General features: G+C 70.9%; 9 protein-coding genes. All 9 read right to left on the reverse strand.

Translation table 11 applies throughout. The features are described from left to right. Positions 1–166: 166 nt before the first annotated feature. On the reverse strand, positions 167–2,194 hold the full coding sequence (locus RUR49_RS25915) for a methyl-accepting chemotaxis protein (protein WP_409149588.1): 2,028 nt from the start codon (positions 2,192–2,194) through the stop codon (positions 167–169). A gap of 257 nt (positions 2,195–2,451) precedes the next feature. Then, positions 2,452–3,738: a c-type cytochrome gene (locus RUR49_RS25920; protein ID WP_409149589.1), complete on the reverse strand. Its 1,287-nt coding sequence runs from the start codon at positions 3,736–3,738 to the stop codon at positions 2,452–2,454. A gap of 11 nt (positions 3,739–3,749) precedes the next feature. Further along, positions 3,750–4,295 carry a (2Fe-2S)-binding protein gene (locus RUR49_RS25925; RefSeq protein WP_409149591.1) on the reverse strand — a complete coding sequence of 182 codons (546 nt, stop codon included), beginning with the start codon at positions 4,293–4,295 and terminating at the stop codon, positions 3,750–3,752. Further along, positions 4,292–7,156, reverse strand: a complete 2,865-nt coding sequence (locus RUR49_RS25930; protein ID WP_409149592.1) for a xanthine dehydrogenase family protein molybdopterin-binding subunit — start codon at positions 7,154–7,156, stop codon at positions 4,292–4,294. Before RUR49_RS25930 ends, RUR49_RS25925 begins: the two co-directional genes overlap by 4 nt. A gap of 225 nt (positions 7,157–7,381) precedes the next feature. After that, a complete protein-coding gene (locus RUR49_RS25935) occupies positions 7,382–7,942 on the reverse strand; it encodes a hypothetical protein (protein ID WP_409149594.1) in 561 nt (186 codons plus the stop codon). 27 nt (positions 7,943–7,969) lie between these two features. Beyond that, positions 7,970–10,288, reverse strand: coding sequence for a xanthine dehydrogenase family protein molybdopterin-binding subunit (locus RUR49_RS25940; protein ID WP_409149595.1), 2,319 nt, complete (start codon positions 10,286–10,288; stop codon positions 7,970–7,972). 130 nt (positions 10,289–10,418) lie between these two features. After that, the gene (locus RUR49_RS25945; protein ID WP_409149596.1) at positions 10,419–10,910 is read right to left on the reverse strand and encodes a hypothetical protein; all 492 of its coding nucleotides are present in this window, start codon (positions 10,908–10,910) and stop codon (positions 10,419–10,421) included. A 20-nt stretch (positions 10,911–10,930) separates the two neighbouring features. Continuing rightward, complete coding sequence (locus tag RUR49_RS25950) at positions 10,931–12,232, reverse strand: AmpG family muropeptide MFS transporter (protein ID WP_409149598.1); 1,302 nt, start codon at positions 12,230–12,232, stop codon at positions 10,931–10,933. A gap of 256 nt (positions 12,233–12,488) precedes the next feature. Then, a complete protein-coding gene (locus tag RUR49_RS25955; RefSeq protein WP_409149600.1) occupies positions 12,489–13,667 on the reverse strand; it encodes an RluA family pseudouridine synthase in 1,179 nt (392 codons plus the stop codon). Positions 13,668–13,789: the final 122 nt, after the last annotated feature.

Below are 13,789 nucleotides of genomic sequence, written 5' to 3' on the forward strand. Positions count from 1 at the left end.
CTCCCGCGCAGGCCACCGCCCGGGTGGGGCGGGCGGCGGCCTCGTCTCTGCCGGGCCGCGAACGGCCCGGTACTTTCCGGTATCTGTCCGCGCCTCAGGCGGCGCGGAGCTTGTCGGTCTTGTCCGGGGCTCAGGCGGCCCGGTACTTTCCGGTTCTGTCCGCGCCTCAGGCGGCCCGGACGTGGTCGACGAACTTGCGGACCTCGCCGCGCAGCGTCTCCGACTGGCGGGCGAGTTCGCTCGCCGACGACAGCACCTGCGTCGCCGCCGAGGACGACACTTCCGCCGCCTGCAGCACGGCCGCGATGTTGGTGGTCACCTCGTTGGTGCCCATCGCCGCCTGCTGGACGTTGCGGGCGACCGCCGCCGTCGTCGCACCCTGCTCCTCGACAGCCGCGACGATCGCAGCCGCGATGCCGTTGATGTCGCCGATGGTGCGGCCGACGTTGGAGATCGCCACCACCGCGTCCTCGGTCGAGCCCTGCATCCCGCCGATCTGGGCGGAGATCTCCGCCGTCGCCTTCGAGGTCTGCTCGGCGAGGCTCTTCACCTCCTGGGCCACCACCGCGAAGCCCTTGCCGGCTTCACCGGCGCGGGCGGACTCGATGGTCGCGTTCAGGGCGAGCAGGTTGGTCTGGGCGGCGATGTCGCCGATCAGGCCGACGATGGCGCCGATCTTGTCGGCGTCGGCGCGCAGGCTGGTCATGCGGGTGTTGGTTTCACCCGCCTCGCCGACGGCGCGCGAGGCGACGTTGGTCGACTGGCTGACCTGCTGGCCGATCTCGCTCGCCGAGGCGGCGAGTTCCTCGACCGCAGCGGCCACCGTCTGCACGTTGGTCGCCGCCTCTTCCGCCGCCGCGGCGACGGCAGCCGCCTGGGCGGCCGTCTCCTCGGAGGTGGCCGTCAGGCTCTGGGCCGCCGCCTGCAGCTCGGTCGCCGCCGACGACACCATCTCGACGATCTTGCCGACCGCCGCCTCGAACTGCTCGGCGAGCGCCAGCATGTCGGCCTTGCGCTTCGCCGCCGCCTCGACCTCGGCACGCGCCGTCTCCTCGCGGAGCCGCTTCGCCTCGGCGAGACCGTCGCGGAAGACGCCGAGCACCGTCGACTGCTCGCCGAGCTCGTCGCCGCGGCCGGCCGACGGGATCTCGGTGTCGAGCGCACCCTGGCCGATCTTGTCCATCGCCCGCGTCATCGCCGACAGCGGACGGGCGATGCCGAAGATCGCGTAGATGGCGGAGCCGACGAGCACGACGATCAAGAGGCCGACCATGCCGTAGACGACCATCTCGCCGAAGCCGGAGGCGGCGTGGGCCGCAGCCTGCGCTTCTTTCACGCGCGCTTCGGCGGCGTCGATCGCCTCACGCACCAGCGTGATCGCCGCGGCCGCCAGCGGCAGGCTCTCCTTGTCGACGATCTCGTCGACGCGATCGTTCAGCGCCAGCACCGCCTGCGACGTGGTGACATAGGAGTTGAAACCCTGCTCCAGCGCCTCGATCGGCTGCATGATCGCCGGGATGCCAGCGACCGCACCACGCAAGGTTGCGAAGGCTCCCGTGGCACGCTTCTCCGCGTCCGCAATGGACTGGAGGATCGCCGCATCGCGAGTCGTCAGATAGCGCCACGAGTAGGCGCGGATGGTCTGGTAGTCGCGCTCGATCCCGTAGAATGTACGCATCAGCTGCTGGGGATCGCTGCTCGCCTCGAGAGCATTTCTCGCCTTGTCGGAGAGGTCGCCCCACTGGCCCGAGACCGCGTCACGCGCAGCGTGGCCGGCGATTTCTTCCTTGCGGACGGCCGCAATGGCGAGGGTCGACTGGCCGTAGGCGGTGATGTCGCTGGCGATCTTCTCGAGCCGCTGCTTGTTCGCCGGCAGCGTCGCCCGGTCTGCGGCCTCGCCAAGAAGCTTGCCGGCCTCGGCGATGTCGGCCGTGATGCTCTCGGAGAACTTGTCGACCTGTGCCGGGTCGAGCGTCAGCCGCATGTCCTTGGTGGTCGCCTGCATGCGGCGCAGAACGACGTTCGACTGCAGCGCTCCAAGTTCGATGTGCAGCTGGTCCTGAACGACCTTTTCGCTCTGCTGCAGCAGGGAGCCGACCATGACCTGGGCGACGACGATCGCGCCCGCGAGAACAATTCCGACGGCGGCGCTGATGCCGAGCTTCGCGCCGATGGTGAGACGTAACCGAGACATGAGGATGTGCACCTTCGATAGGGATGTTGCGTGAACAACACTCCTTTTCGGAGGCCGCCGTGGACGCACCAGTCCACGAGGTCGTCGAAAGGGAAGCTATGCCCCGCCGGGGTGCGATATTCATCGCGCTGGCTTGCACCGGGCTGGCGTGAAGCGGCGGGCGGCGGGGAAGTGGCCGAAGGGGCGTCGCAGCGGGAGCGCCTGACCGGCCGCCCGCGGTGCTGGCAGCGGCAGGCGAGAGCGCGCGGCGCCCGACTTCAGTCGCCGGCGCGGCGGAGGGCTGTGACGTCCGCGGCGGCGACGTCCGGCGCGCGGCCACCCCAGGTGGCGCGCAGGAAGTTCGACAGGTCGGCGATCTCCTGATCGGTCAGGAGATCGGTGAAGCCCGGCATGTCCTGAAGCCGGCCGTGCGGGAAGTCGCGCCACGGGATGCCATCGGCGAGCACCGCCAGCAGATTGGTCGGCCGAGGCAGGCGCAGCTCGGCGTTCGTCGTCATCGCCGGCGCCATCGACGGTGTGCCCTCGCCCTCGATACCGTGGCAACCGGCGCAGACGGCGATGTAGAGCCGCTGGCCGTTCTCGGCCGTCTCCGGCGACACCGGCGCCGCCGCAAACGCGGGGGCGGCCGGAGCCGGCTCGCCGGCGAGATAGGCCGCCATCGCCGCGGCGTCCTGGTCGGTCAGGTACTGCGTCGAATGGTGGACGACGTCGTACATGGCGAAGCCCATGACACCCTCCGGCCCCATGCCCGTGCGCATGAAGTCGCCCAGCCGCTCCGGCGCGAAGCCGAGGCGGGCGAGGCCGGCGGGGGTGATGTCGGGCGCATCGACGCCCTCGATGACGGCGCCCTGGAGATAGCGCGACGACACCATGCCCATGGTGATGTCGCGCGGCGTGTGGCACTCGCCGCAATGGCCGAGGGCATCGACCAGGTAGCGCCCGCGGTTCCACGCGGCCGACTTCTGCGCGTCCGGCTCCGGCACGTCGCCGGGGAGGTTCAGGAAGTTCCAGAACGTCATGAACTGGCGGACGTAAGGAAACGGCAGGCTGTCCTCGCGGTCGGGCACCGCCATCGGCTCGCGGGTCAGCATGTAGGCCCAGACGGCGTCGACGTCGTCCTCGCTCATCTGCCGGTACGAGACATAGGGCATCGCCGGATAGAGGTGGCGGCCGCCCTTGGCCACGCCGTCGCGCATGGCGCGGTGGAAGTCGGCCCGCGTCCACGAGCCGATGCCATAGGTCGGGTCCGGCGAGATGTTGGTGGCGTAGAGCGTGCCCATCGGCATCTCGAACGGCCGTCCGCCCGCCCACGGCGCGCCACCGACGGCGGTGTGGCAGGCAACGCAGTCGGCGGCGGTGGCGACGTAGCGGCCGCGCGGCGCGAGCTCGGCGATCTCCTCCGCCGTCAGCGGCGTCTCGACCGCGGCGCTGACGACGCTCTTCTCGAAGGCGCCGACGAAGACGGCGAGCGCGAAGCCGCCGCCGAGCACGACGATGACGACCGCGGCGAGGACGACCCGGTGCCAGACCTTGCGGATGATCATGGTGCCCTCCCCTACCCGACCACGAGGCCGGGCGTGTCGAGGATCACCGACCGCACCGCCTCGTAGTAGCGCACGTAGCCCGTGCAGCGGCAGACGTGCGGAGCGAGCGCCTCCTCGATGGTGCGCTCGACATCGGCGCGCGCGACCGGCTCGCGCTGCAGCCGCTCCAGGAGCACCGTGGCACCGGTGACGAAGCCCGGCGTGCAGTAGCCGCACTGGAAGGAGAAGTGCTCGATGAAGGCCTGCTGGATCGGCGACAGCGCCACGACGTTGCCGTCGGCGTCCCGCTCGGCGTGGCCCTCGATGGTGGTGACCTTCTGGCCGGCGAAGAAGTGGGCGCCGGTGATGCAGCTGCGGATTTCGCGACGGGTGCCGTCGGGCTGTTCCAGCATGATCGTGCACGCCCAGCAGACGCCCTGCCCGCACGCCAGCCGGGAGCCGGTGAGGTTCAGGTACTCGTGCAGGAAGTCGACCATCATCAGGTTGTCCGGCACGTCGATCGGGCCGACCTGGCGGCCGTTGACGACGAGGGACAGCGGTGTCGACGGCAGCGTCATGCCAGCACCTCGCGGATGCGCGCCGGGGTGATCGGCGTCTCGCTGAAGCGGTGGCCGATGGCGTGCGCGACGGCGTTGATGATGGCCGGCACGACGGCGATCATCACCACCTCGGCCATGCCCTTCGGCGGGTCGGTGTCGGAGAGCGGCGGCAGGATTTCCGACGTCTGCTTCCACACCGCCACGTCGGCGGCGTGGGGCAGGCGGTAGCGGTTCCAGTTCCAGGTGCCGTCGGCGGGGCCGCCCTCGTAGAGCGGCAGCTCCTCATAGAGCGCGTGGCCGATGCCCATGGCGAGGCCCCCCTGCAGCTGACCGGAAACGAGCTCCGGGACCACCTGGTTGCCGCACTCCAGGATCGAATGGTGGCTGGTGACGCGCGCCTCGCAGGTGGCGGTGTCGACCACCACCTCGGTGATGGTGCCGACCGAGGTGTAGTAGGTGACGCCGGCGTTGTTCAGCGCCGTCTCCGGATAGGTGACGGTGGTGCGCGGCACGAAGTGGAAGCCGCCGGCGGTCATCAGCGCCTTGCGCTCGGGGGCAGCGCCCTCGCCGTACTGCACCGACAGGGCGTCGACCGGCAGCGTCGTCGGGCCGACACCGGGCACGTCGAAGGTCGCCGTCGCCCATCGCCAGCGGTTGAAGGTGTGGACGCTGACGCCCGTGACGAGCCCGAGGTCGTGGGCGGCGGCGACGACGCGCTCGAGCGGCAGCGGCTCGAGGCCGCCTCCGGCGAGCGCCCCGTCGACGAAGCGCAGGTCCGCCGGCGTGACGGAGAGCGCCGCGAACTGCCCGCCGCCGGGTCCGCGCGACCACAGCGCCACCGCCGCCGGCCATAGCGACAAGGTGAGCAGCGCCTGCGCGGCCGTACGAGTGGCGTGGCCGATGTAGTAGACGCTGTTCGACGCCGTCATTCCCGACAGATAGGTCGGCGTCCAGTGCGGGTCGGCGGCGAGCCGGTCCTGGTCCTGCTGCGAGATCGAATAGGGGATCTCGTTGGAGACGAGCGGCATCTCCGGGAAGTTCGTCGCCCCGTAGTCGCAAGCGTCCGGCACCCGGCCGATCACGTCGGCCACCATCATCGCCTGGGCGGTGGTGAGGCCGGTTCCCATCTCCATGCCCTGCTGGCGCATGGTGAGACGGCCCGAGGCATCGAAGAAGAGCGTCGTGATCGCAGCTTCCGCGCCGCTGCCGAAGTCCTTCTGCACCTGCGCGTAGCCGACGCCGTAGCGCTTGCCGGGGTTCGCCGCCTCGAAGGCCGCCTTGGCCGCGACGCGGTCCCGCCACAAGGGATGCGCGGCCGCCCGGTCGAGGATCTCCTCGTTGCGCAGCGCCCCGCCGGGGACGGCGCCCTGGGTGTTCTTCATGCCGGAGCGGAAGAGGTTCTTGCGGCGCAGCGCGATCGGGTCGATGCCGAGTTCGGCCGCCGCCGCGTCGACCAGCACTTCGGTGGCTGTCATCGTCTGGACGGTGCCGTAGCCGCGCGTCGAGCCGGACTCGACCGCCCGCGACGCGTAGGAGGCGACCGACAGGTCGCTCTTCGGGAAGTAGTAGACCGACTGCGCCGCCGAGGTGCCGACCAGCGAGACCTCCGGCGAGTAGTTGCGGCGGCCACCGCCGTCGGTGCGGTACTCGCCCTTCAGGATGCGGAAGGCACCGGTGGTGCGGTCGACGACAAGCGTCGACTTCATCCAGAACGGATGCCGCTTCATCGCCGTGCGGAAGTGCTCGAAGCGGTCGAGCGCCAGCCGCACCGGCCGGCCCTCGCCATAGAGGCCGGCGACGATGGCGTAGAGCGGGAAGACCGAGTGGTCCTTGGTGCCGTAGCCGACGGTGTAGCCGATCGACAGGTCGAACTTCGTCAGCCGGAAGCGCGACGGCTCGAACATCGAGACGGTGGAGGTGACGGTCTCGTAGGGCGACTGCGTGCCGAGCACGGCGTGCAGGGTGCCGGTGACGAGGTCGTACCAGACGAGGCCGTTGTCGGCCTCCATCGCCGAGGCGTCGATGGACTGGGAGTAGTGCTCGCGCGTCAGCACCAGGGCGTCGTCGCCCGCCGCGGCGATCTCCCGGTCCACCTCGGCGACCGCCCACATCGCCCGGGCATTCGGGTCGCCGGCCTCGTCGGCGGCCGGCCAGAGGACGGCGTCGCCCTCGAAGCGGCCAAGGACGGTCGTGCCACCGTCCAGCGGCGAGTAGACGTCCCTATCGTCCGGCCGGGCGCCGCCGATGCGGACATAGCGGCCGCTGCCGTAGTTCGCCGGCGTGTTCGGGCCGGTGTGGGCGCCCCACTTCACGACCTCGGTGTCGAAGCGGATGCGCCGCTTGGCGGCGTCGTAGCGGCCGAAGTCGCGATAGAACAGCATCGCCACCGGCTGGCCGAGAAAGCGGGGTGTCTCGCCGGCCGGCACGAGGAAGACGTCACCGTAGAAGCCGGCGGGCAGGCCCTCGGAGCCGCCGGGCGGCAGCACTCCGTCGCGCACTAGATCGGCGCCCATGACGATGCGATCTGGCAGCAGGTTGTCGGCGTCACCGGCAGCGCCGAGCGCCGACAGATCGATGCCTTCGAAGGCGTGGTCGGCGCGGTCGCCGAAGATCATGAAGGCGTGGGTCTGCTCGCGCGGCCAGCCGGCCATGTCGATGGCGCGGAAATCACGGCCGAAGGTCTTGTCGCCGGTGACCTTGGCGACGGCGTCGTAGCGGAAGCGGGCCTTGCCGTCGGCGCCCACCCAGTGCGGCACGCGGTTGCGCGGCTCCTCGACGAGGTCGGCCCGCGCCGGACCTGCCAGCATCGCGATCTTGTACGCGACACCGGAGACCAGCCCCGCCTTCAGGAAACCGCGGCGCGACAGCCCCTTCGCCATCCGCTCCCCCACTTGTCGTTATCCGGTTGCCCCCGCACCGTGTGTTGCACCATCCCTAGCATGGCCCGATGTGCTTCGGACCGTTCCAAACCGCTCGGATGACAGCAAATTTTCGCGCGCGGCGCGGCGTCCCCAGGGCCACCTCACCTCACGGCAAGCCGACGCCGTCCGCAGCGTCGGGTCGGTCCTCGAGGCCGATCGGGGGGCGTCGTGGCCGGAGGCCTCTCAGCCGGCAACGGCCTCGCGCGGCGGCAGCAGGCTCTCCAGGCAGTCGAACACCCGGTCGCGCTCCTCGAGGCTGAGGGACTCGAGCTCCAGCATCGAGGCGAGCCAGAGGCCGTCGATCGCAACGGTGAACAGAGCCGCGTGGCCGGCCGTCATGCCGTCCTGCTCGAGGGAGCGGCGCATGGCGCGGCGATGCACCACCGTCGCCGCGCGAACCTCGGGATGAATCGGCAGCGACGGCAGCACGGCCGCGGCGACGCGCGGGAAGTCGTTGCGCTCGAAGCGGGCGCGGGTCGCGGCGAGGCAGGCGTGCGCAAAGGCGCCGGGACCGTCGTCGGCGCCGGCTTCCCTTGCGATGTCCTCGTAGAATGTCTCGAACAGACGGTCGACCACGGCCGCCTGCAGGCTTTCCAGCGTTGGGAAGACGCGGCGCACCTCGCACGGGTCGAGGTCGGCGTGGGCCGCCGCCTCATCCAGGCTGACGGCCCGCGCCCCCGTCTCCGCCACCACGTACGCGATGGCGTCGAGCACCATCTCGCGCAGCGCCGGATCGTCGGACATCGGTCACCCCTCGCCTCACGGCTCGTCTCACCCCTGCGCGGCCCCGGCGGCGCGGATCGCCGCCCACACCGCCAGCGGCGTCGCCGGCATGTCGATGCGCGTCACGCCCGCCCCGCGCCGGAGCGCATCGGCGACCGCGTTCATCACCGCCGGCGTCGCGCCGATGGTGCCCGCCTCGCCGGCGCCCTTGATGCCCATGGCGTTCGTCGTCGACGGTACGTTGCGCGTCTCGAAGTGGATCGACGGCACGTCGTCGGCGCGCGGCAGCGCATAGTCGAGCAGCGAGGCGGTGATCAGCTGGCCGTCGGCGTCGTAGAGGGTGTTTTCCAGGATCGCCTGGCCGATCGACTGCACGACGCCGCCGTGCACCTGGCCGGCGAGCAGGATCGGGTTCACCGTGACGCCGAAGTCGTCGACGATGGTGTAGCGATCGAAGCTCGTCACGCCGGTCTCGGGGTCGATCTCGACCTCGACGATGTGCGTGCCGTTCGGATAGGTGCACTCGGTCTGCTTGACCTCGCCCTCGGTGGTGCGGTCGGCCGCGGGCATCGCGGCGGCGAGCGTCGCGAGGCTCACCGAGCGGTCGGTACCGACGATGCGCACCTCGCCCCCGACGAGCTCAAGATCGGCCGGCGAGGTTTCCAGCTTGTCGGCGGCGGCAGCCTTGATCTTCTCCACCAGCGCACGGCTCGCCACGTCGATCGACGGCATGCCGAGCGGGATCGAGCGCGAGCCGCCGGTGCCGCCGCCGGTCTTCACCGCGTCGGTGTCGCCCTGCACGACCTTGATCTTGGAGATGTCGACGCCGAGGTGGTCGGCGATCAGCTGGGCGTAGGCGGTGGCGTGGCCCTGGCCGTTGGTCTGGGTGCCGATGAACAGCGTCAGCGTGCCGTCCGGATCGATCGACAGCTCGGCGCGCTCGGAGCCCGGGAAGGCGCACGCCTCGACGTAGCTCGCGAGCCCGAGGCCGCGATAGAGGCCACGCGCGGCGCTCTCCGCCACCCGCGCCTCGAAGCCGGCCACGTCCGCCTCGTCGAGCGCCCGGTCGAGATGGCCCGAGAACTCGCCGGTGTCGTACATGCGGCCGGTCTGGGTCGTGTAGGGCATCTGCTCGGGGCGGATGAAGTTGCGGTGGCGGATCTCCACCGGCGAGACGCCAGCGACGCGCGCCGCCTCCTCGACGAGGCGCTCCAGCACATAGGCCGCCTCCGGGCGGCCGGCGCCGCGGTATGCGTCGACCGGCACGGTGTTGGAGAAGGTGCCGCGCACCCGCACCTCCAGCGCCGGGATGTCGTAGACGCCGGTCGACATCGTCGCGCCGACCCACGGGATGAACGGCCCGAACTGGTGGAAATAGGCGCCGGCGGCGGCGATCAGGTCGACGCGCAGCGCCAGGAACTTGCCGTCGGCATCGAGCGCGAGTTCGGCCGTGGTGACGTTGTCGCGGCCCTGGGCGTCGGCGACGAAGTGCTCCATGCGGCCGCACTTCCACTTCACCGGCTTGCCCAGCCGCTCGGCTGCGATCATGGCGATCGGATACTCGCGGTAGACCGGCATCTTCGGCCCGAAGCCGCCGCCGACGTCCGGCGTGATGATGCGGATGCGGGACGGGTCGACGTTGAGGATGTCGCCGGCGAGGATTCCGCGCATGCCGTGGCCGCCCTGGGTGCCGACGGTGAGCGTCCAGCGCTCGGTGCCCGCGTCGTACTCGGCGATGCAGCCGCGCGGCTCCATGTAGTTGCAGACGAGGCGGTTGTTGATCACCTCGAGGCGCGCGACTTTCGCCGCCCTGGCGAACGCCGCCTCGGTCTTGCCCTTGTCGCCGAAGGCGTACTCGAAGGCGAGGTTGGTTCCGCGCTCCGGCCAGGCGAGCGGCGCGCCGGGATCGAGCGCGCCGACAGTGTCGATCACCGCCGGCAGCGTGTCGTACTCGATCTCGATGAGCTCGGCCGCCGCTTCCGCCGCCGCGAGCGTATCGGCGACCACCGCCGCCACCGCGTCGCCGACGTGCTTGACGATCTCGCCGCAGAGCAACGGGCGATAGGGCGGCACGACGGGGGTGCCGTTGGCCTGCTTCATGATCGCCTTGCAGGGCACGCCGCCGTAGCCCTCGAGGTCGGCCGACGTCAGCACCATGTGGACGCCGGGGGCGGCGCGGGCCGCGTCGAGGCCACCGAGCGTGATGCGGGCGTGCGCCACCTGGCTGCGCACCACCGTCATCGCCAGCACGCCGGCGGGCACGATGTCGTCGACATAGCGGCCCCGCCCGGTGACGAGCGCGGCATCCTCGACGCGGCGCACGGGCGCGCCGATGCCGAACTTCGGGGGGGCGGTCATCTGGTTCATGGAGGCCTCGGTCGGAAGGCGCGGCCGCGTGGAGGCGCGGCGCACGAGAGGGTCTAATCTAGTCCGCGGAGCGGCGGACGGCTACCGCAGTGCGGGGAGGAAGCGCAGTGGCCCAGGCACAGGCCGGCCGTCACTGGGCAGGCGGCAGTGACCCGCCCGGCCTGAAGTCGATGGTAACGAAGACTGTTTCGAGTCCATGGCCGGCAGGCTCGGGAATGTCGTAGGGCTGGCAGTCCCTGACCGCCCGCTCCGCTGCGGCAATCGACGCTATCGCCTGCAAGCTGTCGGCTGGAGCGTCAGGCGCAATCGCCCTCGCCGAGAGGACGCGACCACTGCCCTCCAGTTGGACCCGAACCCGCATATCGAGGACTGCCCGCCCGAGTGTCGCGGGCGGCGCCACCCAACAGTCGGCGAGCCCCTTTGTCAGTACCTCGCGCAGGGCAACCTCCCTCTGCTCGGACAACCTACCGAACGAGGTCGAGTATATCGTCCCGCTCGACACCTCGACTTGTGACTGCACCATCGCGAACGAGACGGGCTCCTGTTCAGCCGGCCGGATCAGCCACCCGAGCGCGAAGACGGCGACTGCGATCACACAGGCGACGCCCACCTGCCATCTCATCTTCGCGCTCCCCTCGCCGCTCAGCCTGGTGGGGGCGAGGCGGCCGGCGCGTCGCGCCCTGCGGTGTTCGCCGCGAACCAGGCGAGGATCGCCACGGGGATGCCGACGCAGGACGTCGCGATGAAGAAGGCCGGGTACCCCCAGGCATCGACCATGACACCGGAGAGGCCGGCGACGAGCTTGCCCGGCAGCGCGTAGAGCGACGACAGCAGCGCGTACTGCGTGGCGGCGAAGCCCGGCCCCGTCAGGCCCGACATGTAGGCGATCAGCACCGAGCCGGCGAAGCCGGCAGAGAAGTTGTCGACGGAGATCGCGAGCGTCAGAAGCACGATGTCCGCGCCGGCGTGGGCGAGCCAGGCGAACATGACGTTCGAGCCCGCCCCCGTCAGCGCCCCGATGACGAGGGCCGCGCGCATGCCGAGCACCGGCAGCAGCAGGCCGCCGGCGAAGGCGCCGGCGAGGCCGATCCAGACACCGTAGAGCTTCGAGACGTTGGCGATGTCGGTGAGCGTGAAGCCGACGTCGATGTAGAGCGGGTTCGCCATCACGCCGGCGATGAAGTCGGGCAGGCGGTAGAGGGCGACCACCGGCAGGATGACGAGGAGCGCCAGGCCGTAGCGGCGCACGAGGTCGGCGAACGGCTCGACCACCGCCCCGCGGATGCTGAAGCCGCCGGTGCGGTCCGGCCGGTCGCGGTCGACGACGGGGGCGAGGAGGACAGCGGCGATGCCGACGGAGACGAGGCCGGCCATCGTCCAGTAGGCGGCCTGCCAGTCGACGAACTCGGCGATGTAGAGGGCGCCGGCGCCGGACGCCATCAGGGCGAAGCGGTAGCCGAGCTGGTAGGTCGCCGCCATCGTGCCCTGCTTCTCGGTGGGCGCGGCGTCGATGCGCCAGCCGTCGACGACGATGTCCTGCGTCGCCCCGGCGAACGCCGTCAAAAGCGCCCCGGCGATGGTGAGGCCGAGCGAGGTGGCGGGATCGGAGAGGCCGATGAGGAGCAGACCCGCGGCGACGGTGAGCTGCGCGACGATCATCCACGCCCGGCGCCGGCCGAGGAGACGGGCGAGGACGGGCACGTCGAAGCGGTCGACGACGGGTGCCCAGACGAACTTGAACGAGTAGGCGAGCGCCACCCACGACAGCAGCCCGATCTCGGTGCGCGAGACGCCTGCCCCGCGCAGCCACGCCGACAGCGTCCCGAAGACGAGCAAGAGCGGCAGGCCGGACGAGAAGCCGAGCAGCAGCATGACGAAGACGCGCCGCTCGCCGAGAAAGGCGATGCGCTCCCGCCACGTCGGCTTGCCGGCGGCGGCGCTCATGCGGGGCGGCCGCTGCAGGCGGCGGGTGCGGGTGTGGCGGGGGTCACCGCGTCGGGCGTCGCCCGCTCAAACTGGCGTGGTGCCCGCGGCTCCCCCTCCCTGCCCTCCCCCGCGAGGGGGGAGGGTTCGCGCAGAGTTTTGGGCCGACCGACTGCCCCAAGCACAACGGAAACCCTCCCCCCTCGCGGGGGAGGGCAGGGAGGGGGGGCGCCGCGAGTGCCGACGCTCCCGTAGCGCGCGACCGGAGCAGCACCCCTCATTCGTCCGGCGCCTCCTCGATCGGGTCGTACTGGGTGGCATCGAAGCCGAGGAGGTTCCACGACTGCTTCATGTGGTCGGGCAAGGGTGCCGAGACGTCGAGCTTGCCGGTGCCCGAGGGGTGCGGCAGCGTGATGCGGCGGGCGTGCAGGTGCAGGCGGTTCTGGATGCCGCCGGGCAGCTCCCAGTTCTCCACCTCGAAATATTTCGGGTCGCCGACGATCGGGTGGCCGATGTGGGCGGTGTGGGCACGCAGCTGGTGGGTGCGCCCCGTCACCGGACGGAGCGACAGCCACGACATCTGCTGGCCGGCCTGGTCGACGACCGCGTAGTAGGTGACGGCGTGCACCGCGTCGTCCTCGCCGTGGCGGGCGATCCGCATGCGCTCGCCGTCGGGGCCGGTGCCCTTGGCGAGGAAGGTCGAGATGCGGCCCTGGTTCGGCTTCGGCACGCCCTTCACCAGCGCCCAGTAGACCTTGCGGGTGGAGCGCGCCCGGAACGCCGCGGTGAGGTGCGTCGCGGCGAGGCGCGTGCGCGCCACCACCAGCACGCCTGTGGTGTCACGGTCGAGCCGGTGGACGAGCCGCGGCTTCTGGCCCTTGGAGTCGAGGAGCGATTCCAGCATGCCGTCGATGTGGCGCGTCAGGCCGGAGCCACCCTGCACGGCGAGGCCGAACGGCTTGTTGAAGACGTAGACGTCGCGGTCCTCGTAGAGGAGCATCGACCGCAGCGTCTCGGCATCGCCGGCACGCCCAGTGCCGTACTTGGTGACGACGGCCTTGCCAGTGGCGGGCTGGGCAGCCCCCTCCGCGGCAAGCGCCTTCGCCTTGGCGCGCGCCCGGGCGGCCTTCGAGCCCGGCAGGCTGGCGAGGAAGACGGCCTCCTCGTCCGGTTCGGCGTTCTCGTCCGCGTTCTCGTGCTCTTGCCGGCCGTCGTCCTCATCGTCGCGCTCGGCGTCGAGGCCGGGCGGCGGCGTCAGCGGCGGCACCCGCACCATCTGGCCGGGCTCGAGCCGGGTCGAGGTCTTGACCCGGCCGCCGTCGACCCGCACCTGGCCGGTCCGCACCAGCTTCTGCAGCCGGCCGAAGGCGAGGTCGGGGTAGTGCGACTTGAACCAGCGGTCGAGCCGCATTCCGGCTTCATCGCGGCCGACGGTGATGGTGGCGATTCCTGACATGCCGGCATTGTCAATCAGGAACCGGGTTGCGGCACAAGGCGAAGCCGCTTCCTTGGCCCGGACGGCCGCCCATCTGGCGAGATTGCGGCGGCAGTGGCACAATTTGGAATTGAAGAAACGGG

Source organism: Pseudoxanthobacter sp. M-2 (assembly GCF_046156265.1).
Classification (GTDB): Bacteria; Pseudomonadota; Alphaproteobacteria; order Rhizobiales; family Segnochrobactraceae; genus CAMDHY01.